Raw genomic sequence first — 26152 nt, 5'->3', positions numbered from 1 at the left:
CCGGAAAACGCCACAGTCTACCAGCCCGCCGGGGGGCTTGGCAGCCGCTTGCTACCGCGCCCAGGCTAACAGCGGTGCGGTGCGGGCCTGCATATCGAGCCGGGCGCCGAGTCGCACCAGGTTCCAGTAGTGACCGTTCAGCGTGCGTGACAGCAAAAGGGTGTCGGCGGGCGGCTGCAGGCGATCCATGGCCACCCACACCTTGGGTGAGAGCTCACGCAGGCGACGATGCACGCGCACATCGCCAAAGTCCTGCTCGCCGGGGGCGAAGAGCGCCGAGACGGCCTCCGCCGCCTCTCGGTAAAGCGACAGCGGCGCGCCCTGCCCCTGACGGCCACCCAGCTCGAGCAGGGCACTATCCATGGCCATGGCATCCCCGTGCAAGGTGGCGTCGAGCAGATGCATCATCGCCTTGAGCCGCTCGTCAGGCACCGGGATCACCGCCCCCAGGTCGTAGATCACCAGCCGAGCCTGATCATCGGCGGCGAAGTTGCCGGCATGGGGGTCGGCATGCAGCTCGCCATGTGTGAAGAGCTCCTCGGTGAGCCAGTCGGCCAGGGTGGCGGCGATGCGCTGACGCGTGGCGTCATCCGCCGTCTCCAGGTCACGCAGCGGGGTGCCCGGCACATGGCGCATGGCCAGCACGCGCTCACCGGAGTAGGCCGGCAGAGGCTCGGGAATCACCACGCCCGGCCAGTCGACATAGCGCTGTCGATAGCGCGCCAGTGCCTCGGCCTCGGCGCAGTAGTCAAGCTCTCCGCGCAGGCTCGCCGCCAGCTCCTCGAACAGCGCATCGAGTCGCGCCTGAGGCACCTTGAACCATCGGCCGAGACGCATCAGGCGACGAACCTGAGCGAGGTCTCCCTCCAGCACCTCGGCCAGCCCCGGGTACTGCACCTTGAGCACCAGCGTCTCCCCCTCATGCGTCACGGCGCGATGCACCTGGCCCATGGAGGCGCTGGCGAAGGGACGTGTCTCGACCTCGCGAAACACCCTGTCGATATCGCCATAGTGATCATCCAGGGTGCGACGGATCGACTCCCAGGGCATCGGTTCGGCCTGGCGCTGCAGCCTGGCCAACTCCTCGGCAAGGTCCGGAGGCAGCAGGTCGTCCCACTGGGACATGATCTGGGCCAGTTTCATGGCCGGCCCCTTGAGTTCGGAGAGTCCCTCGAACAGCGCCTCGCCCAGGGCCCGCCAGTCGGCCTGCCCGCCCAGGCGAGTGCGCAGCAGCGCACCACCGGTGCGCGCTCCCAGCCCCATCAGCCGGCGTGTTCTGCCTCGCTCGCGCATCGCCCGGACTCCACAAGAATAATGATACAACAACTGTACACCATAATCGCAATGCAACACCTAGCCAAGCGTCGGTAACACTGGAAGAATCCTCAACTCTCACCGCAAGCGAGGCCGCCATGCGCCTGATCATCGCCGAGAAGCCCAGCCTGGCCCGGGCCATCGCCGACGCCCTGCCCGGCGCCCCCCGCAAGCAGGAGGGGGCGATCGTCGTGGGCGACACCACCGTGACCTGGTGCCTTGGCCACCTGCTGGAGCAGGCGCCTCCCGACGCCTATGACCCGACCCTCAAACAGTGGCGGCTGGACACCCTGCCGATCCTGCCCGAGCACTGGAAGCTCACCCCACGCCCCAAGGCTCGCGGCCAGCTGGCGGCGATTCGCAGGCTGCTCAAGGCCGCCAACGAGGTGGTGCATGCCGGCGACCCCGACCGCGAAGGCCAGCTGCTGGTTCAGGAGGTGATCGAATACCTCGGCTGGAAGGGCAAAGTCTCACGACTGCTGATCAGCGATCTCAACCGCCCCGCCGTTCAGCGGGCCCTGTCGCGACTGGAGGACAACCGGCGCTACCAGCCACTCTACCGGGCCGCCGAATCACGCTCCCGCGCCGACTGGCTGTATGGCATCAACCTGACCCGGGCCTGGACGCTGACGGGCCGTCAGGCCGGTCATGACGGTGTACTCTCGGTAGGCCGCGTACAGACCCCGGTGCTCGGTTTGGTGGTGCGCCGGGACGCCGAGATCCGTGGCTTCACGCCCAGGCCCTTCTTCGTCTTGTGGGCCGATCTTGCGGTGACCCGGGGCGAGCTGCGCGCCTGGTGGACACCCGGTGAACACCATCCGCTCGACGACCAGGGACGCCTGCTGGCCCGGGAGCCCGCGGCCAGCCTCGCCGAACGCCTGCCCGGGGCCGAGGGCCGACTGATGGCACTGGAGACCCAGCAGAAGCGCCAGCCCGCCCCCCTGCCCTACTCGCTGTCGGCGCTGCAGGTCGATGCCGCCAGGCGCCATGGCATTTCCGCCAAGATCGTGCTGGACACCTGCCAGTCGCTCTATGAGCGCCACCGGCTGATCACCTACCCGCGCTCCGACTGTCGCTATCTTCCCGAGGAGCATTTCGCCGCCGCCCGAGGCACCCTGGAAGGTGCCTGTCGTGAAGATGACACCCTGCGCGGCTGGTTGGCCGGGGCCGACTTCACGCGCCGATCGCGAGCCTGGAGTGACGGCAAGGTGGGCGTGCACCACGCCCTGGCGCCCACCGGACGACCGGCGGACATGGCACGCCTCACGGCCACCGAGGCGAACGTCTTTCGGCTGATCGCCCGCAACGTGATCGCCCAGTTCTATCCGCCGCTCTCCACCCGCGACGTGAAGGCGGAGTTCTCGATCCTCGGGGAAACGTTCCGTGCCCGGGGTCAGGAGATCCTCGACCCCGGCTGGAAGCCGCTGTTCACCACCCGCGACGAGGCACCACCGCTGCCGCCGCTCAGCGAGGGCGAGGGGTGTCGCGTCCAGAGCGGCGGCGTGGAGGATCGCGAGACCCGTCCGCCGGAGCCGTTCAATGACGCCAGCCTGATCAAGGCGATGATGAACATCGGCCGCTACGTCGACGACCCCACCGTGAGACGCACCCTGCGCGAACACGATGGCCTGGGCACCGAGGCGACCCGCGCCGGCATCATCGAGACGCTGGTTGCGCGCGGGTATCTGGTCCGTGAGGGCAAGGCCCTGCGTGCCACCCGCCTGGGCGGCGCACTGATCGCCTCACTGCCCGAAGCGGTCAGCCGCCCCGAACGCACCGCGCTATGGGAGCAGCGCCTGGGGGCCATCGCCGAAGAGGACGCCGCCCCCGCTCCCTTCCTCGAGTCACTGGTCGCCGACCTGCGCACCCTGCTCGGCGCCGCCGATGCCGGACGCCTGCGTCAGGCTCTGCACAGCGCCGAGGGCGCCGAGGCCAAGGCGTCCCGTCGCACCAGCGGCCGCCGCAGCACCGGACGCTCGGCCAGGAGCGGCAAGCGTCGCACTCCCCAACGTCGCAAGGAGGGCCGCTGATGGCGCTTCAAACACACTGGATCGTGGGACCAGGTGCCATCGGCCGCCTGCTCGCCCTGCGTCTGGCCCAACATGGCCAGCGGATAACACTGCTCGGCCGCCGTCCCCTTCCCGACCGTCAGACACTGGTCACTCCCCAGGGTGATGTCCTAAGCCTGGAGGTGATCACACGGACTCGCCCCCCCGGCGGCTCTCCCGACCTCCTCCACCTGACCACCAAGGCCTACGCCGCCGAGGCGGCCTATCTTGAGCTCGCTTCCCGACTTCCCGCCGACCTCCCGCTGGTGCTGTGGCAGAACGGCTACCACACCCAGCCACGACTCGCGACACGTCACCCAGGCCCGGTGCTGTGCGCCACCACCACCGAAGGGGCCTATGTTGCCGCGGATGATCGCGTCGTCCACGCCGGCCGGGGTAACACCCTGATCGGCTCCCTGAAGGGTGGCCATGGCGATCTGGCGAGAACAGTGGCCAGCCTGCTGAGTGCAAGCGGCCTGCCGACCCGGGCGGTGCCGGACATTCGGCGACGCCTATGGCACAAGCTGGCCATCAACGCCGCCATCAACCCCCTGGTTGCCCACCACAGGATTCGCAATGGCGAACTTCGCGATACGCCGTTTCGTGACGAGGTGGAGGCGGTGATCGATGAAGTGGCGAGGGTAATGCAGGCCGAGGGCATCGCACCGCCTGAAGGCAGCGGGCTCGATGGCTGGCGCACCCTGGTCTGGAGAGTGGTGGAGGCCACCGCCAACAATCGCGCCTCGATGCTCCAGGACGTGCTGGCGGGGCGTCCCACGGAGCATGTCGCGATACTCGGCCCGCTCTGCGAGGCCGCCAGGCGCCACGACCTGGCGACACCCAGACTGGATTCATTGCTGAAGATCCTGGCTAAAGCCCAAGGGACAGTCCCCGGCTGAGCCATCAGGCCAGTCTTTATGCATTACGCCAGCAGCATCGACACTGCCCGAGAGTGCCCCTGCTATCGCCGGGCCAAATGCCTGGCGAACCGGGGGTGGGCTTGCTAGCCTATAAGGATATCATCGCTACTCGCCCTGGGGCCTGGTCCGAATGAATCAGACCTCAGAGCTAGGACACGGACCCATGTCATCCCGTCATACCATTGCCGCGTTACTGGCTGGTCTTGCCCTAGGCACGTCGCTTGCCGCTGTCGGCGCCGAAAAAGGCTCCCTCGCCGAAGAGGTCGTCAGGCAAGTCGATCCGCATAATCCCGCCTACAGCCCCGCCTACGCCAGCCAGCCCGACAATCTCATGCGACTCGAGAACGGTGTTGTCATCGACGGCCAGGACATCGAGAGCCCCGACGGCTATACCTCCGGCTTTCGACTGATTGCCGGCTTCAGCCCGTTTCGGCTCCCCAAGCTGGACCTCGGTGCCGAATTCAGCTACCACCAGCGCGACGAGATGCCCACCCGTCTCGATAGCCAGCAGCTGCTGGTCAATACCGTCAGCCTCGGCGGCAGCCTGGTGGCAGGAGTACGCCTGGGAGATTTCGGGCTCTATGCCAAGTCAGGCCTGGTCGGCTGGGAGGGCGATGCCGTGATTCCGCGCGGCGAGGGCGAGGAGACCGGCACCACCAGGGTTCGGGGTTTCGGCGCCCGCCTGCAGCTCCCGGGCTTTACCAGCCGCCTCGAGCTCGAGGAGTACGATGCGCCCGATATGGCGCATCTCAATCTGCTGACCGCCTCGCTCCATATTCCCTTCTAAAGAGCGCGGCTACGCCGTTTCAAGGCGCAAGGCAATATCATGGCTTCATCCCCAATGGCTTCATCCCCAGCAGTACAAGGGGAATCCTTGCACCTAGTACCTGGCCGCAGGCCCTATCCCGTATTACGCAGCCCCGCGGCGATACCCGCCATGGTCACCATCAGCGCTCGCGACAGATCGGCGCTGATCGCCCCGTCGGCGTCGCGATTACGCTGCAAAAGCTCCGCCTGCAGCCCATGTAGCGGGTCGATATAGGGATTGCGCACGGCTATCGCCTGGTGGATCAACGGCGTCTTCTCCAGCAGTTCCTGCTGCTCCAGCATCTCCAGCAACACCTCATTGAGCCGCTCGAAACGCTGCCGCAGGCGCTGCCCCAGCGCCTTGAGAGTCGGCTCGTCGACCAGGCGATGCTCATAGTAGGCAGAGATGCCCACATCGGCCTTGGAAAGCAGCATTTCCAGCATGTCCAGGTAGGTGCCGAAGAAGGGCCAGCGGTCACGCATCTCCTGAAGCACCTCACGCCCCCCCTCCTCTTCGAGACGGGTGGCGAAGGCCTCGCCACTTCCCAGCCAGGCAGGCAGCATCAGGCGGACCTGGGTCCAGGCAAAGATCCAGGGAATCGCCCGCAGTGTCTCCACTCCACCATCCTGGCGCCGCTTGGTAGGCCGCGAGCCCAACGGCAGGCGCCCGAGCGACCCCTCCGGTGTCACCGCACGGAAGTAGGGCACGAAATCGTCATCCTCTCGCACCACCCCCACATAGGCCCCATGGGCGATCTCGGCCAGGCGATCCATCTCATCGCGCCAGTGGGGTTCCGGGTCGGGTGGCGGCAGCAGCGTTGCCTCCAGCACCGCGCAGGCGTAGATCTCCATGGAACGCAGGGCGATCTCCGGCTGACCGAACTTGAAGCGGATCATCTCGCCCTGCTCGGTCACCCTGAGGCTGCCATTCACCGAACCAGGCGGTTGAGAGAGAATCGCCGCATGGGCCGGGCCACCACCGCGCCCCACGGTCCCACCGCGTCCATGGAACAGCGTCAGGTCCACGGCGTGATGACGACACACCGTCACCAGGCTCTCCTGGGCACGGTACTGGGCCCAGGCGGCGGCCAGCTGACCGGCATCCTTGGCCGAATCCGAGTAGCCGATCATCACCTCCTGCCGGCCGCCGATCAGATGTCGATAGCCGGGCAGGGAGAGCAGGCGGTCGATCGCCTCGCCGGCATGATTGAGGTCGTTGAGGGTCTCGAACAGCGGCGCGATCGGCAGCTTGACCTCGCCCCCCACCTCCTTCATCAGCAGTGCCACGGTCAACACATCGGAGGGCTCTGCCGCCATGGAGATGACATAGGTCCCGAGCGCTTCGGCCTGTTCGCTGGCGATGACCCGGAAGGTATCGATCACCTCACGCGACTCCGTCGAGCACTCCCAGCGCCGCGGTATCAGCGGTCGGCGCGACTCGAGCTCCTCGAGCAGGAAGGCCTGGCGCTGCTCTTCGCTCCAGTCACGATAGTGCCCCAGGCCCAGACCTGCGGTGAGCTCCTCCATCACCTGGGCGTGGCGGCTCGCCTCCTGGCGAATATCGAGCCGGGTCAGGGTGACACCGAACACCGCCACCCGCCGCAGGGTATCCAGCAGTGCACCGTTGGCGATGGTGTCGAGACCCACATCGCACAGCGAGCGGTAGCAGGCAAGCAGCGGTGAGTAGAGCTGGTCACGGCTCTCAATGATCGGCCCCCCGTCGTAGGGCTTGCCATCGAGGCTCGCCTTGGCCCAGTCACGAGTGGCCTCGACTCGTGCCAGCAGCTGGCGCAGCAGCTCGCGGTAGGGCTCCGGTGCGTCACCGACCTCGGCCTTGAGCGCGCTGTTGGCCTTCCACATGGAGAGCTCGGCCTTGAGCTGTTCCAGGTCGCGCAGGTAGAGATCCGCGGCCATCCAGCGCCCCAGCAGCAGCACCTCGCGAGTCACCCGGGAGGTCACGTTGGGATTGCCGTCGCGATCGCCCCCCATCCACGACGAGAAGCTGATCGGCGCGGCATCCAGAGGCAGCCGCTCGCCGGCGGTCTCCAGCAGCAGGTTGTCCAGGTCACGGTGAAAGTCGGGCACCGCCTGCCACAGCGAGTTTTCGATCACCGCGAAGCCCCACTTCGCCTCATCCACCGGCGAGGGCCGCTCGTGGCGGATCTCGTCGGTATGCCAAGCCTGGCTGATCAGCTCCTCGAGACGCCCCTTGGCCCGGGCGCCGCGCTCGGGATAGTCCCCCGATGATTCGATGGCGGTCAGGCAGTCGTCGATGGCGTCGTACTTCTGGATCAGGGTGCGCCGAATGACCTCGGTGGGGTGGGCGGTCAATACCAGTTCGACACGCATGCCGGCCAGGCTCTCGACCAGCTTGCGTGGTGAGTGGCCGGCATGGCGCGCCCGCTCCACCAGCTCGGAGAGCACCGGTTGCGTTCCCGGCCGGTAATCCTCGACGCGACGAAAGCGGGCCCGATAGTGCTGTTCGGCGATATTGGCCAGGTTGAGAAACTGGTTGAAGGCGCGGGTCACCGGCAGCAGGTCGCGGTCGGGCAAGCGACGCAGGTACTCGATCAGCTCACGCTGAGCCTGCTCGTCGCCCTGACGACCTCGCTTGGCGAAGTCGCGGATGGCCTCGATCTTGTCGACGAAGTCGCCCCCCAGGTCATCAGCAATGGTACGCCCCAGGCTGTCGCCAAGGATACGCACGTTGTCACGCAGGGATTCATGAAGATCATGGCTCATGACAGGGGGTCTCCGGAAGATATGGCAGTATCGTTGTATTCATTGCGCTTGGCGGCCTGCCAGTGGCGTTCCATGGTCGGGAGGTCGGCATCGGCGGGGCTACTACCCGTCGCCGCCAGGGCCGCTTCCACGTGACGAAAGCGGCGCTCGAACTTGTTGTTGGTGGCTCGCAGGCACTGCTCGGGGTCGGCCTTGAGGGTCCGGGCGAGGTTGGTCACCGCGAACAGCAGGTCACCCACCTCCTCGACGGCATGCTCTCGACTCCCCTCGGTCAGCGCCTCCTCGACCTCGTCGAGCTCTTCGCGAATCTTGGCGATCACCCCGCGGGAGTCGGGCCAGTCGAACCCCACCCGGGCGGCACGCTTCGAGAGCTTGGCGGCTCGCGACAGCGCCGGCAGTGTGCGCGGCACATCATCCAGAACCGAGGGCGCCACGGCGTCGCTCCCCGAGGCATCGGGGGTCTCGTGGGTCTCACGCATCCGCTGCGCTCGCTCCTCGGCCTTTAGGGCCTCCCAGCGGCGATTGATGCCTTCGAGCTCGGGGAGCTGGCGAGCTTCGCTATCCGCGGCATCAACGTCGGGTGGGCGCCGCGAGGCCAGGCTGCCATCGGGGAAGACATGGGGGTGGCGACGCAGCATCTTGGTGGTCAGGGTATCCACGACCGTGTGGAAGTCGAAACGCCCCTCCTCACTCGCGAACTGGGCGTAGTAGACCACCTGAAAGAGCAGGTCACCCAGCTCACCGGGCAGCTCCTCCCAGGCACGGCGCTCGATGGCGTCGGCGACCTCATAGGCCTCCTCCAGGGTGTGGGGCACGATGGTGTCCCAGTCCTGCCTGAGGTCCCATGGACACCCCTGGTCGGGGTCACGCAGCACCGCCATCAGGGTCAGCAGATCATCCAGACCATGGCGCTGGCTCATGTCTTCTTCTCCTTTCCCTTGCGCTTGCCGGGCTTGCCGCCGCTGCGCAGGCGCCTCACCTCGATAACGTTGGGCAGCTGCTGAATGCGGGAGAAGAGCCGCCCCAGCGACTCCAGGCCATCCACTTCGACGGTAATGGTCAGCCGCGCGATGCCATCATCGGTATCGGTGAGGGTATTGACCGCCAGCACGTTGACCTTCTCGTTGCCAAGTACCCCGGTGACGTCGCGCAGCAGGCCGGAGCGATCCCACGCCTGCACCTCGATATTGACCGGGTACTGAGTTCGCGCCCGCTCGCCCCACTCCACCTCGATGATGCGCTGGGGCTCGTCCACACTCAACTGCAGGATATTGGGGCAGTCCTCGCGGTGCACCGTGACTCCACGCCCCTGGGTAATGAAGCCGACGATCGGCTCACCCGGCACCGGATGACAGCAGTTGGCCATGCTGGTCTTGAGGTTACCTACGCCCAGCACGGTGATATCGCTCTTCTCGCCCTTGCCCGTGGTGCGCCTGGGCTTGGCCAGCAGGCGGTCGAGCTGCTCCTGGTCATCGTTCTCACCGAACAGCTGCTGAGCCTGGTTCAGCACCTGCCCGATGCGCAGGTCCCCCGCTCCCAGGGCGGCGTACATGTCATCGGGCGTTGCGTAGTTGACCTTGCGAGCCAGGGTGTCGAGGGCCATGTCCTCGAGGTCGAGACGCTTCATCTCGCGCTCGAACAGGGCGCGCCCCTCCATGATGTTCTGGTCACGGGCCTGGTACTTGAACCAGGCCTGAATCTTGGAACGGGCCCGGGAGGTACGCACATAGGCCAGGCTGGGGTTGAGCCAGTCGCGACTCGGCCCACCCTTGCTGGCGGTAAGGATCTCCACCTGCTGGCCGGTCTTCAGCGTATAGGTAAGCGGCACGATGCGGCCATTGACCTTGGCCCCACGGCAGCGATGCCCCACCTCGGTATGCACCCGATAGGCGAAGTCGATGGGGGTCGCGACACGCGGCAGGTCGATGATATGGCCATCCGGGGTGAAAACGTAGATGCGGTCCGGGGCCACGTCGCTGTTGAGTCCTTCACTCAGGTCGCCGAGATCGCCGACCTCCTCCTGCCACTCGAGCACCTGCCGCAGCCAGGCGATCTTGTCCTCGTAGCTGGTACTCTTGGCCCGGGTGTCATGCCCCTTGTAGCGCCAGTGAGCACAGACCCCCAGCTCCGCCTCCTCATGCATGGCAAAGGTGCGGATCTGGATCTCAACGACCTTGTTCTCGGGGCCGAGGACCGCGGTATGCAACGACTGGTAGCCATTCTGCTTGGGATTGGCAATATAGTCGTCGAACTCGTTGGGTACGTGATGCCAGCGCGAGTGCACCAGCCCCAGCACGGTGTAGCAGTCGGTGACTTCGGGCACCAGAATGCGCACCGCCCGGATATCATGGACCTGAGAGAAGTCGATGCGCTTGCGCTTCATCTTCCGCCAGATCGAGTAAATGTGCTTGGCCCGACCATCGACGTCGTAGTGTTGGATGCCCTGGGCATCCAGCAGGCCGTTGAGGGTGGCGACGATCTCGGTAATATAGCGATCGCGATCCAGGCGCTTTTCCGCCAGTTGCCGCGCGATGGCCTTGTAGTCATCCTCATGGAGATAGCGGAAGGAGAGGTCCTCGAGCTCCCACTTGAGGTGACCGATCCCCAGCCGATGCGCCAGGGGGGCAAAGATATCGAACACCTCACGAGCCACGCGTTGCTGCTTCTCTCGGGACGCCTCCCTGACCTGGCGCAGCGCACAGGTGCGCTCGGCGATCTTGATCAGTGCCACGCGAACATCGTCGATCATGTTGACCAGCATCTTGCGCAGATTGTCCTGCTGGTCATGCTGGCCCATGTCGCGGCTGGGCAACTGGGTCGCACTGATCGCCGCCATCTGCAGCACGCCATCGATCAGTCCGGCCACCTCCTTGCCAAACTGCTTGCCGACGGCCTCGAGGCCGACCAGACCCTCGCGCACCGCACGATAGAGTACCGCGGCAACCAGTGCCACCTGGTCGAGCTTGAGCTCACCCAGGATATCGGCCATCTCCAGGCCCATGCGAAAGCTGGACCCTTCCGCCAACCAGGCCCGGTGGGGGCGCTCCGACTCACTCTCCAGCCGCTCGGCGAGCCGACAGGCCTCGATCATCTCGGCCGGGTCGCGCAGCCTCACATCCTCCTGCAGGCGCTCCACCCAGCGTTCGATATCCACCTTTCCCGTCGCGGTGAGAGGCTGCTCCTCACGTACTTTAACCATCGGCCAAGGCTCCTTACCGCCGCTCTTCCATCCCTGAATGTTCGAACAGCAGCATCGATTCCAGATGAGAGGTGTGCACGAACATATCGGCCACGGCGATACGCGTGACCCGATAGCCTCCCTGCGCCAGGTGTGCGGCATCCCGAGCCAGTGTCGCCGGGTCGCAGGCAATATAGAGCACGCGGGGCACCGGCGCCGCCGCCAGGGCCCGGGCGGCACCTTCGGCACCCTCGCGTGGCGGATCGAGCACCACCACCTCGGGGCCGATCTCTTCCAAAAGCGCTGCCACTGTCCCCAGACTCGCCAGGTTGGCCTGGCGCGCCGACAGCTGCAGCCCCCCACCGTTGGCACTGGCATTGGCACGTGCGTTGGCGCCCAGGCGCTCGACCATCGACGGACTCCCCTCCACCGCGACCACCCGTGCCCCGGCGGAGGCCAGCGGCAGGCTGAAATTGCCGACACCGGCAAACAGGTCGAGCAGCACCGTCCCGGCAAGATCATCGAGCCAGCCGAGTGCCGTCTCAACCATCTGTCGATTGACCTCCTCATTGGCCTGCAGGAAGTCACCGGGGGCGATGCCCAGCTCGAGGTCCTCCTGGGCCCCGGGCACTCGGTAGCTCAGACGCGGGGGAGGCGTCAGCCACTCCAGGGCGGGGGCATCACGCCCTGCCAGCCAGCCCAGGTGGATCCCATGTTCGCGGGCGAAGACACGCCAGGCCTCGCGATCGACGGCATGCTCCTTGAGCTGGCGGATCACCAGGGTGCTGCCCTGATCGCTGGCCAGCAGCTCCAGATGCCCCACCTGGCGTGGCGCCTGCAGCACCATCAGTTGACGGTGCAGGGGAGCCAGCAGGGCATCGAGCTCAGGCATCAGGATGGTGCAGTGCGCGATATCCACCAGACGATGGCTATGGCGTGCGCGAAACCCAAGGTACAGACGCCCCTCGGCATCCAGCTTCACTCCCAGCCGGGCACGGCGCCGATAGCCCTGGCTGGCACCGGCCAGCAACTCTGGCTCACCGGCGATCTCGACTCCCTGACGCGCCAGCAGATCGACGAGGACCGCCTGCTTGTGGCGACGCTGGGCGGGCACTGACAGATGCTGAAGATCGCAGCCGCCACAGCGCTGGTAATAGTCGCAGGGCGGCTTGACGCGCTCCGGCGAGGCCTCGAGCACCTCGCGCACATGGGCCTCATCGAAACGCTTGCGGGTCAAATGGACCGCCACCTCGACCCGCTCTCCGGGCAGCGCGCCGTCGACGAACAGCGTCTTGCCCTCGGCATCATGGGTCACGCCACGGCCGTCATGGGCCAGGCGCTCGATCATCAGGCCCTGGGCCTCGCCCTCCCTCGAGGACGCATCCCCCCTGGCATTGGAGTATGGCGGCGAGTGTGGCTGTCGACCCTGCAGGCCGGAAACACCCGACCGCTCGCGACGCGGTCGCCGCTTGCCCAGCATCGCCATGACTCAGCCCTCCGGGGCGTAGAGACCGGTGGAAAGATAACGGTCGCCGCGGTCGCAGACGATAAACACGATCACCGCATCTTCGACCTGCTCGGCGACTCGCAGGGCGCCGGCCAGGGCCCCACCGGAGCTGACGCCTGCCAGGATGCCCTCCTCCCGAGCCAGGCGTCGCATATGCTCCTCGGCCTCGTGCTGGCCGATATCGAGCACCCGATCGACGCGACTGGCATCGAAGATGCTTGGCAGGTACGCCTCGGGCCAGCGGCGAATTCCGGCGATACTGGCGCCGTCCTCGGGCTGCAGGCCGATGATCTCGACGTCGGGGTTGCGCTCCTTGAGGGCCTGGGAAACTCCCATGATGGTACCGGTAGTGCCCATCGAGCTGATGAAGTGGGTCACGCTGCCGGCGGTCTGCTCCCAGATCTCGGGGCCGGTGCCACGGTAGTGGGAGAGCGGATTGTCGGGGTTGGCAAACTGATCCAGCCGCTTGCCTTCACCCCGCGCGAGCATGGCCTCTGCCAGGTCACGGGCCTCTTCCATGCCGCCCTCCTGGCTCACGGTGATCAGCCTGGCGCCGTAGGCCGCCATGCACTGCTTGCGCTCCTCCGAGGCGTTATCGGGCATGATCAGCACCATGCGATAGCCCTTGATGGCCGCCGCCATGGCGAGGGCGATGCCGGTGTTGCCCGACGTCGCCTCGATCAGGGTGTCGCCCGGAACGATCTCGCCGCGTGCCTCGGCCTGCTCCAGCATGGCCAGGGCAGGCCGGTCCTTAACCGAACCCGCAGGGTTGTTACCCTCGAGTTTGGCCAGCAGCACATTGTTGCGACCGGCCCCGATGCGCTTGAGGCGCACCAGCGGCGTCTGGCCGACAACGTCCTCGATGGTCGGAAAGTGCATGCAAGCATCCTTCTCCAAAGGTATTTTCACCATTATATCCGTGTGACTCCGGGGTGGACAGGCACTCCACTCGGCCACGGCCCTCATCTCACTCATCGCCGGAAACCTCCATGCCTCTGAAGCTGCGACTGCTGCTGACCACACTGGTTCTCCCCTTGCTGCTGATGCTCGCCGTGGCGGTCATCACCCTGTCCCTGCACCGTGATGATCATGACGCGGAGCTGGAGGCCGAGCTGTACCAGGCCACGGCACTGGTCGAGCCTAGCCTGCTGGCCGCGCTGCGCGCGGAGGATCTGCCGGCTCTGAGGACGCATACCGCCAGCCTGCTCGGCCTGCGGGAGGTCACGGCCGCGGCCATCATCGACGCCAGCGGCATGCCACTGATTGAGGCCGGTCGCCTGACCCAGGGAGCCCCCCTGGCGCACACCAGCGCCATCGTACGCCAGAACAACGGCCACTGGCGCATGACTTATCCTCTTGCGGACGACGACGCCACACGCCTGGTGATGGATATCGATGCCAGCGGGCTGCTGCTGGGCCACTACCGGCAGCTGGGTGCCAGCGGCCTGCTGCTTGTCCTTGGCGCCGCCATCCTAGGGCTTGCCACCGCCAGCACCTATCGGCGCCTGCAGCGACCCCTGGCGCGGATCGATGCCACGCTGTCGCAACTGGCCCGAGAGGAGAGCGCACAGCCGCTGCCCCCTTCTCCCCCCGAGCTGCCCCCGCTGGATACCCATATCAATGTGCTGGCCTCGCGCCTGCAGGCGTCTCGCGAAGAGATGCAGCGCCAGATCGCTCAGGCCACCATGGAGCTGGAGGAGTCGATGGAGACCGTCGAGATCCAGAACATGCAGCTCGATATGGCACACCGACGCGCCGTGGAAGCCAACCGGGTGAAATCGGAGTTCCTCGCCAACATGAGCCACGAGATCCGCACGCCCCTCAACGGTATCATCGGCTTCTGCCGACTGCTGGGGCGCTCGCCTCTGGATGTCCGTCAACAGGAGTGGCTGGAACATGTCGACCGGGCCTGTGACAACCTGCTGATGCTGGTCAACGATATCCTGGACTACTCCAGGCTCGAGGCAGGCAGGCTGGAGCTCGAGCGAATGCCGGTGGAGATGGTGGAACTGGTCGACGAGGTCCTGGCGCTACAGGCGCCCACGGCCCAGCAGAAGGGGCTGGAGCTGCTCGGCATGGTCTATGATGACGTGCCATCGTTGCTGGAGGGCGACCCGATGCGCATCCGCCAGGTGCTGACCAATCTGGTCGGCAATGCGGTGAAATTTACCGAGCACGGCGACGTGCTGGTCCGGGTCATGGTGGAAGAGAGCGAGTCGGACCGCGTCACCCTGCGCATCAGCGTGACGGACACCGGCATCGGGCTGTCGAATGAGCACAGGCAGCGCCTCTTCGATGCCTTCCACCAGACCTCCCCGAGCCACAGTCGAGAGTTCGGCGGCAGCGGGCTCGGCCTCTTCATCTGCCGCCAGCTGGTGGAACAGATGGGGGGCGAGATCGACGTGCAGAGCGAACCGGGCCACGGCAGCACCTTCTCGTTTACGTTGCCACTGGCCGGCGAGGCCGAGTCGCAACGACCGCCCGAGTTGCACCTGAAGGGCGAAACCATCCTGCTGGAGGAGCCGCACGCCCCCAGCCGGCACACCCTGCTGCACCTGCTGCGCCGCTGGGGAGCCACGCCGCTGCCGGCCGACACCGCCTCGCCGCCTCTCCCGAGCCTGCTGATCGTCAGCCTGGGCGCACCGCCCTATGCTCCCGAACTTCTTCACCACTGGCAGGAACGGATCGTCGAGCTGCAGTGCCCCGCACTCGTGCTCTGCACGGTCAGCCCCCTCGAGCTGCCCGACATCATGCTCCCCGCCGGGGGCGAGATGCTGGCCAAGCCGCTGGCCCGGCGTGCATTCGCCGATGCCATCGAACGCATCCTGGCAAGCGGACAGCACGCCGGAGCGGCCGCCACCGAACGCTCGGCAGACACGCCCGACACCGGCCTGCGGCTACTCGCCGTCGACGACAACGACTCCAACCGCCGCCTGTTGAGCGAGCTGCTGACCGGCCCCGGGTTGGAGGTCACGCTGGCCAGCGGTGGCGAACAGGCCGTCTCGCTGGGCCGTAAGCAGCACTTCGATCTGGTGCTGATGGATATCCGCATGCCGGGCATGGATGGTGTCGAGGCGACCCGAGCGCTGCGCCGCCTGAACCAGAGGTGGCGACGCACCCCGATCATCGCCGTGACGGCCCACGCCCTGGAGGATGAACGCCGTCGGCTGCTGGCCAGCGGCCTGGATGACGTGCTGATCAAGCCGCTGGGAGGCAAGGACCTGGCGGCCCTGTTGAGTCGCCATCTGGGGAGTGTTCCCGCCCACCTCATGGCGACCGACACTTCATCGGCGGACGCCCGGTCATCGGAGCTGGCCGCGGTGGACCTCTCTCTGGGTGCGCGGCTGGCCGGTGGACGGGAGCAGCTGGCGCACCAGCTGCTCGTCCAGCTCGCCGACTCTCTCGACGCGAGCGAGAAGGCGATATACCAGGCCTATGAGGATCGGGACGATGAGGCGTTACTGGACGCCATACACGCCCTCAACGGTGCCTGTCGTTACTGCGGGGCACCACGTTTGGGGCTGCTCGCGGAGACCATGGAAACACGCCTGCGTAGCCGTGGACGCATGGCCATGGCCCCGCTGATGGGGGACCTGACCGACGCCATGGAGGAGCTGCGCCGGTGGCGCAAGGCGCAGCTCGAAGAAACTCAGTCCTCCAGTACCACGAAGGCGACCGCGAACTCCTCCTCATCGGACAGGGTCAGGTGAGTGGCCCGCACGCCGGCACTGCGCGCCAGCTCATGGGCCTTGCCGGCCAGCAGCAAGGAGGGCCGACCGAGGCTATCATTGACCACCTGGATCTCGGTCCAGCGCATGCCGTGACGCAGCCCGGTGCCCAGCGCCTTGACGAAGGCCTCCTTGGCCGCAAAGCGCTTGGCCAGGAAAGCCGCGGGCCTTGGGTGTCCCTGGACACGCTCGAGCTCCACTTCCCCCAGCAGACGACGGGTAAAGCGCTCGCCCCTGCGTGACAGCGCCGCCTCGAAACGGGCCACCCGGGCGATATCGGTGCCGATCCCCAGAATCATGACTCAGTGCACGTGATCAGCGTGGTCATGGTCGTGGTCGTGCTCCTCGAGGGAGGCGACGAAGCCTGCCTCCTGCCCGGCGATTGCCAGACGCTTCATCTCGGCAACCGCCTCCTTGAGACCCACGAACAGTGCCCGGGCGATGATCGCATGACCGATATTGAGCTCATGGATCCCCGGAATGGCGGCCACCGCCTCGACGTTATGGTAGTGCAGACCATGACCGGCATTGACGACCAGCCCCAGCTCGAGGGCCATTTCGGCGGCCGCGGCGAGCCGCGCATGCTCACGGACGGCCTCCTCTCCCGTGGCCTCGGCATAACCACCGGTGTGCAGCTCGATGACCGGCGCGCCGGCCCTGGCGGCGGCAGCGATCTGCTCCGGCTCAGGGTCGACGAACAGCGAGACCTCACAGCCCGCCGCGGCCAGGCGTCGACAGGCGTTGCGAATCGTCTCGAAACCACCGACCACATCGAGCCCTCCCTCGGTGGTAAGCTCTTCGCGCTTCTCCGGCACCAGGCAGACATGGGCCGGGCGCACCTCCTCGGCCAGGGCCATCATCTCCTCGGTCACCGCGACCTCGAGGTTCATGCGGGTATTCAGCACCTCCGCCAGCAGGCGAACATCACGCTCCTGGATATGCCGGCGGTCCTCACGAAGGTGGATGGTGATGCCATCGGCACCGGCCTCCTCGGCGAGCAGCGCTGCCTGGAGCGGGTCCGGGTAGCGAGTGCCTCGAGCCTGACGCAGGGTGGCGATATGATCGATATTGACGCCAAGCAGAATACGCGGGGGATGCATAAGAGTCTCCTTGAAATAAGCCGTAGCCAGCTTAGCGTAAGCCGGCAAGGCTAGCGACAGAGGGGGGCGTAAAGTTTAATCGCTCTCAGCGCAGCCGTGCTCCTAGCGAAGCCCGGCACGCCGGGTCTCGGCAAGTTCGCGCATCAGCTCCCGGGAGCGCAGCGGGCGGCTGCCCAGCAGTGGCGCCAGGGCGGCGCGAGCCACCGCCTTCGCGGGGCCGGCGAGTCCCGGCGCACTCCACTCACCGGCGGCGAGCAGGCGCAGGGTACGACCATCGATCCCCGGCTGGCCGAGGCGGAAGGCGCGGCTGGCTGCGTCGTAGACATAGCGAGCCTGGGGATCGAGCTCGCCACCCTCGGTCGCCACGAAGCGCGGGGCGGCATCCAGCGACTCGAGCAGGGTGAACTCCAGGCGTCGAAGAGCACCGGCGCGTGAACCCGGCCTGGGAAGGGCCTCGAGCAGCGAGGTATAGAAGGCAAACACCTCCGTTACCGGAAACTCCACCGGGAGGGTGCGTGTCAGCAGTTCGTTGGCATAGAGCCCGCACAGCAACCCTTCGCCCGCCAGCAGCGCCACCCCACCACGACTCTCCATCAGCCTCAGGCGCTTGAGCTCGCCTTCGCCGGCCCAGGTCACATGCAGTGGAGCGAAGGGCTGCAGCCTGCCACGCGACCGCGACCCGGGCCGCTGCACGCCCTGAGCGACGGCCCGCACTCGACCGCGGTGAAGCGTCAACAACTCCACCAGCGCACTGGTCTCGCGATAGGGGCGCTTGTGCAGCAGGAAGGCCGGCTCGGGGGTCATGTCACCTCAGTCGAGGTCGTAACCCAGGCTCTTGAGCGCTCGCTCGTCATCGGACCAGCCACGCTTGACCTTGACCCACAGATTCAGCATCACCTTGGCCCCCAGGGCACGCTCCATATCGAGACGCGCCTCGCGGCCGATGCTCTTGATGCGCTCGCCCTTCTCGCCGATCAGGATCTTCTTCTGGCCCTGGCGCTCCACCAGGATCAGGGCGCTGATATGCACCACCCTGCCCTCGTCGCGGAACTCCTCGATCTCCACGGTCATCTGGTAGGGCAGCTCATCGCCAAGCTGGCGCATGACCTTTTCGCGCACCAGCTCGGCCGCCAGGAATCGCTGGCTCTTGTCGGTGACCTGATCCTCGGGGAAGAAATGCACGCTTTCCGGCAGGTGCTTGGCCACCTCGGCCTCGAGCTCCGGCACGTTGGTGCCGTGCTTCGCGGAGATCGGCACAATGGCGGCGAAATCCCGGCGCGCGCCGACCGACTCGAGCCAGGGCAGCAGCTCGGACTTGTCCTGCAGGCGATCGACCTTGTTGACGGCCAGAATCACCGGTGCGTTGACATGCTCGAGGCGCTTGAGAACGACCTGGTCCTCATCGCTCCAGCGAGTGCGGTCGATGATGAACACCACACAGTCGACATCGCGCAGCGCCTGCACGGCCGCCTGATTCATGAAGCGGTTGATCGCCTTGTTGCGATCCTTGGCCATGATATGGATGCCGGGCGTGTCGACGTAGATGAACTGGGTCTCCTCCTCGGTCTTGATGCCCATCACCTGATGGCGGGTCGTCTGGGGCCGCCGCGACGTGATCGACACCTTCTGGCCGAGAATACGGTTCATCAGCGTGGACTTGCCGACGTTGGGGCGGCCGACGATGGCCACGAAACCACAGGTCTGGGTCATGACCGGACTCCTCTTGGCTCAAGCTGCTTCAGGGCCACCTCGGCGGCCTGCTGCTCGGCGTGACGGCGGCTGGAGCCGATGCCGGTGGTATGATCCTGCAGCAGTTCCACATGACACTCCACGGTAAAGGTCTGGGCATGGGCCTCGCCCTCGACGCTGACCACCTCGTAGCGGGGCAGTGGCTCCTGACGCGACTGCAGGAATTCCTGCAGGCGTGTCTTGGGATCCTTCTGGGTATGCTGCAGGCTGGTGTCTTCCAGGCGTCCCGCATACCAGGAGAGTATCCGGGCGCGCACGGCTTCCATGCCGGCATCGAGATAGATGGCACCGATCACCGCCTCGACGGCATCGGCGAGGATCGAGTCACGGCGATGCCCACCGCTCTTCATCTCTCCGGACCCGAGCCGCAGGTGCTCTCCGAACCCCATCTCGCGAGCCAGCTCCGCCAGGGTCTGGCCCTTGACCAGGCGCGCACGCAGGCGGGAGAGCTGTCCCTCTCGCGCCTCGGGGAAGCGACGGAACAGGGCCTCGGCGATGACGAAGTTGACGATGGAGTCACCCAGAAACTCGAGGCGCTCGTTGTTCTGGCCACCATAGTTGCGGTGGGTCATGGCAAGCTCGAGCAGCGTGTCGTCGCCGAAGTCGTGGCCGAGACGTCGGCTGAAGGCGTTGAGGGTTTGGCTCACGAAAATCCTGTTATCCGATTCTGTCGTCTGATTCTGGTAGTACAGCTTCTGAAAGTACAACGAGGCACTTAGGCTCGTCCGAAAACTGGCTGCGCTCGGCTATACGGCGTTAAAAATCGACTCAAAGTCCTCATTTACACTCCGTAAACTCCGTCTTTTCGCCGATTTTTGCCTTGCCTAACCTTCGCCCGCCGACTTTTCAGACAAGGCCTAGTGAATGAGTCGCATGCTGGTGAAGCTCGGCAGGCCATCATCCCAGTGCATCCATACGGCGAAGGCACGCCCCACCACGTTGTCTGCCGGCACAAACCCCCAGTAGCGGCTGTCGTTGGAGTGGTCGCGATTGTCACCCATGGTGAAGTAATGCCCCTCCGGCACGACCAGCTCGCGCATCTGGGGACCGAGGTCCCGCGGATTATTGTAGATGCGGTGCTCCACTTCGCCCAGCTGCTCGGCATACATCAACTCTCCCGGCGCCTCGGCCGGCCCTTCGGCCAGCAGCGACTTGTGCACCGGCTCTCCGTTGACATAAAGCTGCTTGCCCTCGTAACGGATGCGATCACCGGGGAGGCCGACGACTCGCTTGATGAAGTTGACCGAGGGCTCGCTGGGAAAGCGAAACACCATGACATCACCACGCTCGGGCTCACCCAGATCGACGATCTCGGTATGCACCACCGGCAGGCGCAGCCCGTAGGCGAACTTGTTGACCAGGATGAAGTCGCCGATTTCCAGGGTCGGGCGCATGGAGCCTGACGGGATCTGGAACGGCTCCACCACGAAGCTCCTCAGCACCAGCACCACCAGCAGCACCGGAAAGAACGAGCGGGCGTAGTCCACCGGCCAGGGCTCTTTCAGCACCTGTTCGCGGGCATTGGACGGCAGGCCTTCGGTGGTCCCGGCCTCGGCGGCTTGCAGTGACTGGCGACGCGCCGGACGCCACCAGAAATAGTTGAGCAGGGTAATCACGCCGGTGACGGCAACGGCAATCACCAACAGCAGTGAGAAGTCCATGGCGGTTCGTTGTCCCTAGCTGGTGGAATCAGTCGTTGACCCTGAGCACGGCAAGGAAGGCGTCCTGGGGAATCTCCACCCGGCCCACCTGCTTCATGCGTTTCTTGCCCGCCTTCTGCTTCTCGAGCAGCTTCTTCTTGCGGGACACATCGCCGCCGTAACACTTGGCGGTCACGTTCTTGCGCAGTGCCTTGACGGTGGAGCGGGCCACCACCTGGCCGCCGATGGCCGCCTGAATCGCCACGTCGAACATCTGCCGCGGGATCAGCTCCTTCATCTTCTCCACCAGCAGGCGCCCGCGGGAGTGCGCATGGTCGCGGTGAATGATCACCGCCAGGGCATCGACCTTGTCGCCGTTGATCAAGACATCCAGGCGCACCAGCTTGGCGGCTTCGAAACGCTCGAAGTTGTACTCCAGCGAGGCATAGCCCTTGGAGATCGACTTGAGGCGGTCGAAGAAGTCCATCACCACCTCGGACATGGGCAGCTCGTAGGTAAGCTGGATCTGGCTACCCAGGAACTGCATGTCTTTCTGGGTACCGCGGCGCTGCTCGCACTCGGTGATGACATTGCCGACGAACTCCTGGGGCACCAGGATGCTGGCGCGCACGATGGGCTCGCGCATCTCCTCGACGTCGGCCATATCGGGCAGCTTGGAGGGGTTGGCGACATAGATCACCTCGCCATCCTTGAGCACAAGCTCGTAGACCACGGTGGGCGCGGTGGTCAGCAGGTCCAGATCATACTCGCGCTCGAGACGCTCCTGAATGATCTCCATGTGCAGGGTGCCGAGGAAGCCGACCCGGAAACCGAAGCCCAGGGCGTCGGAGTTCTCCGGCTCGTACTCCAGGGAGGCATCGTTGAGCGCCAGCTTCTCCAGGGCGTCGCGGAAATCCTCGTAGTCATCGGCACTGACCGGGAACATGCCGGCATAGACCTGGGGCTTGACCTTCTGGAAGCCAGGCAGGCGAGCCACATCCGGCGTCTTGGTGTGGGTGATGGTATCGCCCACCGGTGCTCCCTGGATCTCCTTGATGCCGGCCACGATGAAGCCTACCTCACCGGCACGCAGCACATCGGTCTGGTGGCGCTGCGGGGTGAAGATACCCACCTCGTTGACCTGCCAGTCGCGACCGGTGGACTTGATACGGATCTTCTCGCCCTTCTTGAGGGTACCGTCGAAGATCCGCACCAGCGATACCACCCCCAGATAGTTGTCGAACCAGGAGTCGATGATCAGCGCCTGAAGCTGACCACCCGGGTCACCCTTGGGCGGCGGAATATCGCGCACCAGACGCTCCAGCAGGGCATCGATGCCCAGCCCGCTCTTGGCCGAGACCTGACAGGCATCGGTGGCGTCCAGGCCGATGATCTCCTCGATCTCGTGGGAGACCTTGTCGGGATCGGCCTGGGGCAGGTCCATCTTGTTCAGCACCGGCAACACCTCGAGCCCCTGCTCGATGGCGGTGTAGCAGTTGGCCACCGACTGTGCCTCGACCCCCTGCCCGGCATCCACCACCAGCAGCGCGCCCTCACAGGCATACAGCGAACGCGAGACCTCATAGGAGAAGTCGACGTGCCCGGGGGTGTCGATAAAGTTGAGCTGGTAGGTGTTCCCGTCCGGCGAGTGATAGTCGAGGGTGACCGACTGCGCCTTGATGGTGATGCCTCGCTCGCGCTCCAGGTCCATGGAGTCCAGCACCTGCTCCTTGAGCTCGCGCTCGGTCAGGCCGCCGCAGGTCTGGATCAACCGGTCGGCCAGTGTGGACTTCCCGTGATCGATATGGGCGATGATCGAGAAATTACGGATATGCTTGAGCTTGTCGAAGGAGGCGTCTTGAGACATCGGGGACTTCTACCTGAATAGAGTTCGGGCCGGGGCCGGGCACAGCGACGCTGGCCGGCGGCCAGGATAGGCGCATTGTACCGGTATGCCGGTGCCAGATACAGCAGCCCGACGGGAAGACCGTCGGGCTGCTGGTGAGTTGGCGTCGAGAGAGGATCAGTCGCCGGCCAGGCGCAGCGCGACAAACAGCGAACGACCATCACGATAGAGGCGCACCGGAACGGCACGATCCGTGGGTAGATCACGCGCCAGGGAGACCAGCTGTGAGGCGTCGGTTATGTCCCGGTGATCGATGCTGACCAGGATGTCACCGGCCCGCACTCCCGCTCTTGCAGCGGCCCCGGCGGGGTCGACCGAGGCGATGCGCACACCACCCTCGATCCCGAGACGCTTGCGCTCGGCGTCGTCCAGCTCGGTCACGGTGATCCCCAGGCGCGCCTGCTGGCTGTCACCCCCCTTCTCCTCGGCGACACTGCCGCTGTCGGGCCAGTCCCCCAGCGTCACCTCGAGGGAGCGACGCTTGCCGTCACGCATCAGCTCGAGCTCGACATCGCTCCCCGGGGCGGTACGCCCGATCAGCCGCGGCAGGGTGCTGGAGTCATGCACCCGGGCGCCATCAACCTCGAGAATGACGTCGCCGGCCTGGAGGCCACCCTCGGCCGCCGGGCCCTCGGGGTCCAGATCGGCGATCAGCGCACCGCGGGGCTCGTCCATGCCGAAGGACTCCGCCAGGTCGCGCGATACCGGCTGGATCATCACGCCCAGCCAGCCGCGCCGCACTTCACCGTCACTGCGCAGCTGGTCGGCCACGTCCATGGCCACATTGATGGGGATGGCAAACGACAGCCCCATGAAGCCACCGCTACGGGTAAAGATCTGGGAGTTGATCCCCACCACTTCACCCTCGAGGTTGAACAGCGGGCCACCCGAGTTGCCCGGATTGATGGCCACGTCGGTCTGGATAAACGGCACATAGGCATCCCGCGGCAGGGTTCGGTCGATGGCGCTGACGATGCCCGCCGTGACCGAATGATCGAAGCCGAAGGGGGAGCCGATGGCCGCGACCCACTCACCCACCTGGAGGCCATCGGAGTCACCCAGGCGCAGTGTGGGCAGGTCCTCGGTATCGACCTTGAGCACCGCCACATCGGTACGCTCGTCGCTGCCCACCAGCTCGGCGGGCAGCTCACGGCGATCATTGAGGCGCACCAGGATCTCGTCGGCACCATCGACCACATGGGCATTGGTCATGATGTAGCCATCCTCGCTGATGATAAAGCCGGAACCCAGCGACTGACGCTCCTGAGGCCTTCCCGACCCATGGTCCGGCGGCATCGGGAAGCGATCGCCGAAGAAGTGACGAAAGATCTCGGGAACCTCCTCGCCACCGAATCCCTGGAAGGGATTGCGGCTCTGCACCATGCGGGTCGTCGAGATATTCACCACACCGGGTGCCGCCTCCTTCACCAGCTCGGTGAAGTCGGGCAGCTCACGGGCCATGGCCCCCTGCCAGGCCATCAGCGTCACGGCCAGCAGCATCCATAGGGAGAAGTGTCGCAGCGTTCGCATCATGTTGGCTCCTGCGTAGCTTGGGATGAACAGGGTTGGAATGAATCGAGTTGGGATGAACCAGGTTGAAATAGGCAAGGCGAAAAGCGTAATGACAATATCACGGCGTCACCGCATCAGGAGTCCGCGGCGGCCCAGCTCAAGCCATCGGCAACCCGCAGCAGCACCCGCGGCGGCATCTCCCCCATGACCACCACCTGACGCGGGGTACCGTCCAGGTCGCGGTGTCGCACAACGGCATGAGAGACGCCGAGCCGGTGCAGCCCGGGGGCCAGGGGCTCGATCTCGCCGAGTGGCGCGACGAAGAGACTGAAGGTGGAAAGGCCGTCGCTGAACAGGCGGTGGGTCACGTCGCTGCCATGACGCCCACTGTGCGTCTCCACTGGCTGAGGGCTGAACCCGGCAGGCAGCCAGCCGGTGCGCCAGGCATCTCGAGGCGCCTCGCGGGGAGCGTCGATGCTCACCTCGCCCTGGTGCAGCCGTGGCCGCTCGAGCACCGTCAGCTGAAAGGTCTCCACCGCGCGCCCGGTCTCATCGAGCAGACTCTGCTTGAGGGTCAGGCCGGTCTCGGCATCGAGCCACAGCCGCTTGCCGTAGCGAAAGCTGTCGAGCGGCGAGATATCCAGACGATAGGCCCGCCGGTTGGCGATACGCTCCTCACCTGTCAGGCTCAAGCGGTAGTGAGACGAGATCTTCGCCGCGATGCCGGCCGGGGTCGTGGGGGCCGAGCCGCCCTCCGACCAGCCCAGGCGCCCGATGCGACTGCGCCGCTCGAACGCCTCGGGGGGACCATCCAGGAAGCGCGCCCTACCCCGCTCGACCCCATCGTTGACGTCGTGACTGATCACGAGGGTGCGCACCCCATCGAAACCGATGCGCACCGCGTGGGCATCGTAGCGGTAGCAGTGGCCGGCCCAGAGATTGAGCTCGTACCAGTCGCGGGCGGTCTGCGGGGTCGGCTCCGTGGCGAGAAGACGACAGTCGAAACGGTCATCATCGGGAGTGGCCTCCAGGGCGACGACCGAAGGAGCAGCCGCCGCCAGCAGGAGCGGCAGAAGCACCATGGCGCAGCTGCGAAAGACGCGCATCGCCGACCTCCCGTCAGCGCTGACCGAGGCTGTCGCCACCGCTGGCGCGCAGCAGCGGCATCCAGGCATCACCGCTGCGGTAGGCGGTCCCTTCGGCGTGACGATCCAGGTAGGATTGCAACAGGCGCGCCTGCTCCTCATCGGCCATCAACGACTGCCGCTGGCTGGGAGCCAGGAACATCGGCGTGCTCTGCATGCCGGCGCCAACGGTCATCAGGCCGCTGGAGCCTCCCTGGGGCAACTGGAAGAGTGGCAGGTCCGCCAATGACGGACGCTGCATGCCGGTGGCTGCCAGGCTGGCGGGCGACGCCTGGGTGGCGCCCTCCGGGGCGCCTCCGGCGAGTTCGGCAGACGGGCTTCCCCCGCCGCCGGGCAGGCCGCCACCGTTGTAGAACTGCACTCCGGTGATCACCATCAACGACACCGCGGCGGCAATGCCGGCGCTGCGTGCCAGCGGCAGTGAGCGGCGAACGGCAGCTGGCCGAACCTCATCGTCGCGATGCCCCTCATCGAGGACGGGGGCCGGCTCACTCTCGAGGCGCGCCAGGATGCCCGCCGACAGGTCGACACTGACATCCACATCCGATTCCTGCCTCATCAGGCTGCGCATCAGATGGTAGCGTCGCCACGCGTCGGCGGCATCGGGTTCATCACTCAGCGATTTCAGCACGCGGCGAAGTTCCAGCTCGTCGCCCTCGTTGTCCATCAGGGCAGAAAGCGATTCCCGTGCGTTCTGACTCATTCTTTACACCTCAACCTGGCAAGGCCCCGGCCTTGCATCCGTTATCACCCAGATATCGCCATTCACGGTAGCCACCCCACGAATGCCGACACTCTGAACCGCCGTTGGCGGGTCGAACACTGCTTGAGACGCCAAAAGCATCGGTCAGTTCAG

At 65.9% G+C, this 26152-nt stretch carries 20 protein-coding genes; 4 read left to right on the top strand and 16 right to left on the bottom strand.

Annotated elements, in window-relative coordinates; translation table 11 throughout:
* Window positions 1–51: 51 nt before the first annotated feature.
* Window positions 52–1293, bottom strand: coding sequence for an AarF/ABC1/UbiB kinase family protein (locus RM463_RS06180; RefSeq protein ID WP_311429389.1), 1242 nt, complete (start codon window positions 1291–1293; stop codon window positions 52–54).
* 119 nt (window positions 1294–1412) lie between these two features.
* Between RM463_RS06180 and RM463_RS06175 the strand changes: the two genes are divergently transcribed.
* The 3 genes from RM463_RS06175 to RM463_RS06165 all read left to right on the top strand — a co-directional run bounded on the left by RM463_RS06175 (window position 1413) and on the right by RM463_RS06165 (window position 5069).
* Complete coding sequence (locus RM463_RS06175) at window positions 1413–3344, top strand: DNA topoisomerase III (protein ID WP_311429388.1); 1932 nt, start codon at window positions 1413–1415, stop codon at window positions 3342–3344.
* Entirely contained in the window at window positions 3344–4261 is a 918-nt protein-coding gene (locus RM463_RS06170; RefSeq protein ID WP_311429387.1) for a 2-dehydropantoate 2-reductase, read from the top strand. The genes RM463_RS06175 and RM463_RS06170 overlap by 1 nt, the downstream gene beginning before the upstream one ends.
* A 184-nt stretch (window positions 4262–4445) precedes the next feature.
* Entirely contained in the window at window positions 4446–5069 is a 624-nt protein-coding gene (locus RM463_RS06165; RefSeq protein ID WP_311429386.1) for a hypothetical protein, read from the top strand.
* Window positions 5070–5182: 113 nt separating this feature from the next.
* Here the strand turns inward: RM463_RS06165 and ppc are convergent, their stop codons facing one another.
* Genes ppc through cysM form a run of 5 tightly spaced genes read right to left on the bottom strand, consistent with a single transcriptional unit; the run spans window position 5183 to window position 13395 of the window.
* The gene (gene ppc, locus RM463_RS06160) at window positions 5183–7831 is read right to left on the bottom strand and encodes a phosphoenolpyruvate carboxylase (protein WP_311429385.1); all 2649 of its coding nucleotides are present in this window, start codon (window positions 7829–7831) and stop codon (window positions 5183–5185) included.
* Entirely contained in the window at window positions 7828–8751 is a 924-nt protein-coding gene (mazG, locus tag RM463_RS06155) for a nucleoside triphosphate pyrophosphohydrolase (protein WP_311429384.1), read from the bottom strand. Before mazG ends, ppc begins: the two co-directional genes overlap by 4 nt.
* Complete coding sequence (gene relA / locus RM463_RS06150; RefSeq protein WP_311429383.1) at window positions 8748–11030, bottom strand: GTP diphosphokinase; 2283 nt, start codon at window positions 11028–11030, stop codon at window positions 8748–8750. The genes mazG and relA overlap by 4 nt, the downstream gene beginning before the upstream one ends.
* A gap of 13 nt (window positions 11031–11043) precedes the next feature.
* Window positions 11044–12495, bottom strand: a complete 1452-nt coding sequence (locus tag RM463_RS06145; protein WP_311429382.1) for a TRAM domain-containing protein — start codon at window positions 12493–12495, stop codon at window positions 11044–11046.
* A 3-nt stretch (window positions 12496–12498) separates the two neighbouring features.
* Window positions 12499–13395 carry a cysteine synthase CysM gene (cysM, locus tag RM463_RS06140; protein ID WP_311429381.1) on the bottom strand — a complete coding sequence of 299 codons (897 nt, stop codon included), beginning with the start codon at window positions 13393–13395 and terminating at the stop codon, window positions 12499–12501.
* 110 nt (window positions 13396–13505) lie between these two features.
* On the opposite strand from cysM, the gene RM463_RS06135 reads away from it, so the two are divergent.
* Complete coding sequence (locus RM463_RS06135) at window positions 13506–16226, top strand: ATP-binding protein (RefSeq protein ID WP_311429380.1); 2721 nt, start codon at window positions 13506–13508, stop codon at window positions 16224–16226.
* Here the strand turns inward: RM463_RS06135 and acpS are convergent.
* The 10 genes from acpS to RM463_RS06085 all read right to left on the bottom strand — a co-directional run bounded on the left by acpS (window position 16166) and on the right by RM463_RS06085 (window position 25999).
* Window positions 16166–16543, bottom strand: coding sequence for a holo-ACP synthase (gene acpS, locus RM463_RS06130; protein ID WP_311429379.1), 378 nt, complete (start codon window positions 16541–16543; stop codon window positions 16166–16168). The genes RM463_RS06135 and acpS overlap by 61 nt on opposite strands.
* A 3-nt stretch (window positions 16544–16546) precedes the next feature.
* Window positions 16547–17344: a pyridoxine 5'-phosphate synthase gene (gene pdxJ / locus RM463_RS06125; protein ID WP_311429378.1), complete on the bottom strand. Its 798-nt coding sequence runs from the start codon at window positions 17342–17344 to the stop codon at window positions 16547–16549.
* Between the two features lie 102 nt (window positions 17345–17446).
* A complete protein-coding gene (gene recO, locus RM463_RS06120; RefSeq protein WP_311429377.1) occupies window positions 17447–18148 on the bottom strand; it encodes a DNA repair protein RecO in 702 nt (233 codons plus the stop codon).
* A gap of 6 nt (window positions 18149–18154) precedes the next feature.
* A complete protein-coding gene (gene era, locus RM463_RS06115) occupies window positions 18155–19054 on the bottom strand; it encodes a GTPase Era (RefSeq protein WP_195687690.1) in 900 nt (299 codons plus the stop codon).
* Window positions 19051–19740 carry a ribonuclease III gene (gene rnc, locus RM463_RS06110; RefSeq protein WP_311429376.1) on the bottom strand — a complete coding sequence of 230 codons (690 nt, stop codon included), beginning with the start codon at window positions 19738–19740 and terminating at the stop codon, window positions 19051–19053. Before rnc ends, era begins: the two co-directional genes overlap by 4 nt.
* 210 nt (window positions 19741–19950) lie before the next feature.
* Window positions 19951–20754, bottom strand: a complete 804-nt coding sequence (gene lepB / locus RM463_RS06105; protein WP_311429375.1) for a signal peptidase I — start codon at window positions 20752–20754, stop codon at window positions 19951–19953.
* A gap of 28 nt (window positions 20755–20782) precedes the next feature.
* A complete protein-coding gene (gene lepA, locus RM463_RS06100; RefSeq protein ID WP_195687693.1) occupies window positions 20783–22600 on the bottom strand; it encodes a translation elongation factor 4 in 1818 nt (605 codons plus the stop codon).
* Between the two features lie 156 nt (window positions 22601–22756).
* Window positions 22757–24172: a DegQ family serine endoprotease gene (locus RM463_RS06095; RefSeq protein WP_311429374.1), complete on the bottom strand. Its 1416-nt coding sequence runs from the start codon at window positions 24170–24172 to the stop codon at window positions 22757–22759.
* A 113-nt stretch (window positions 24173–24285) separates the two neighbouring features.
* On the bottom strand, window positions 24286–25257 hold the full coding sequence (locus RM463_RS06090; RefSeq protein WP_311429373.1) for a MucB/RseB C-terminal domain-containing protein: 972 nt from the start codon (window positions 25255–25257) through the stop codon (window positions 24286–24288).
* A gap of 13 nt (window positions 25258–25270) precedes the next feature.
* Window positions 25271–25999 (bottom strand): sigma-E factor negative regulatory protein, encoded by a 729-nt coding sequence (locus RM463_RS06085; RefSeq protein ID WP_311429372.1) that lies wholly within the window; start codon window positions 25997–25999, stop codon window positions 25271–25273.
* Window positions 26000–26152: the final 153 nt, after the last annotated feature.

The organism is Halomonas sp. LES1, from assembly GCF_031846005.1.
Lineage (GTDB): Bacteria > Pseudomonadota > Gammaproteobacteria > Pseudomonadales > Halomonadaceae > Halomonas.
The sequence above is the reverse complement of the archived record's forward strand: the minus strand, read 5'-3'. Positions and strand labels throughout refer to the sequence as shown.

Coding starts and splice junctions, on each gene's coding strand:
- lepA (WP_195687693.1), bottom strand. CDS start 22,600: ATGTCTCAAGACGCCTCCTTCGACAAGCTCAAGCATATCCGTAATTTC.
- mazG (WP_311429384.1), bottom strand. CDS start 8,751: ATGAGCCAGCGCCATGGTCTGGATGATCTGCTGACCCTGATGGCGGTG.
- acpS (WP_311429379.1), bottom strand. CDS start 16,543: ATGATTCTGGGGATCGGCACCGATATCGCCCGGGTGGCCCGTTTCGAG.
- era (WP_195687690.1), bottom strand. CDS start 19,054: ATGACCCAGACCTGTGGTTTCGTGGCCATCGTCGGCCGCCCCAACGTC.
- relA (WP_311429383.1), bottom strand. CDS start 11,030: ATGGTTAAAGTACGTGAGGAGCAGCCTCTCACCGCGACGGGAAAGGTG.
- RM463_RS06085 (WP_311429372.1), bottom strand. CDS start 25,999: ATGAGTCAGAACGCACGGGAATCGCTTTCTGCCCTGATGGACAACGAG.
- ppc (WP_311429385.1), bottom strand. CDS start 7,831: ATGAGCCATGATCTTCATGAATCCCTGCGTGACAACGTGCGTATCCTT.
- RM463_RS06145 (WP_311429382.1), bottom strand. CDS start 12,495: ATGGCGATGCTGGGCAAGCGGCGACCGCGTCGCGAGCGGTCGGGTGTT.
- RM463_RS06170 (WP_311429387.1), top strand. CDS start 3,344: ATGGCGCTTCAAACACACTGGATCGTGGGACCAGGTGCCATCGGCCGC.
- RM463_RS06165 (WP_311429386.1), top strand. CDS start 4,446: ATGTCATCCCGTCATACCATTGCCGCGTTACTGGCTGGTCTTGCCCTA.
- lepB (WP_311429375.1), bottom strand. CDS start 20,754: ATGGACTTCTCACTGCTGTTGGTGATTGCCGTTGCCGTCACCGGCGTG.
- RM463_RS06090 (WP_311429373.1), bottom strand. CDS start 25,257: ATGCGCGTCTTTCGCAGCTGCGCCATGGTGCTTCTGCCGCTCCTGCTG.
- RM463_RS06175 (WP_311429388.1), top strand. CDS start 1,413: ATGCGCCTGATCATCGCCGAGAAGCCCAGCCTGGCCCGGGCCATCGCC.
- recO (WP_311429377.1), bottom strand. CDS start 18,148: ATGACCCCCGAGCCGGCCTTCCTGCTGCACAAGCGCCCCTATCGCGAG.
- RM463_RS06095 (WP_311429374.1), bottom strand. CDS start 24,172: ATGATGCGAACGCTGCGACACTTCTCCCTATGGATGCTGCTGGCCGTG.
- RM463_RS06180 (WP_311429389.1), bottom strand. CDS start 1,293: ATGCGCGAGCGAGGCAGAACACGCCGGCTGATGGGGCTGGGAGCGCGC.
- pdxJ (WP_311429378.1), bottom strand. CDS start 17,344: ATGCATCCCCCGCGTATTCTGCTTGGCGTCAATATCGATCATATCGCC.
- cysM (WP_311429381.1), bottom strand. CDS start 13,395: ATGCACTTTCCGACCATCGAGGACGTTGTCGGCCAGACGCCGCTGGTG.
- RM463_RS06135 (WP_311429380.1), top strand. CDS start 13,506: ATGCCTCTGAAGCTGCGACTGCTGCTGACCACACTGGTTCTCCCCTTG.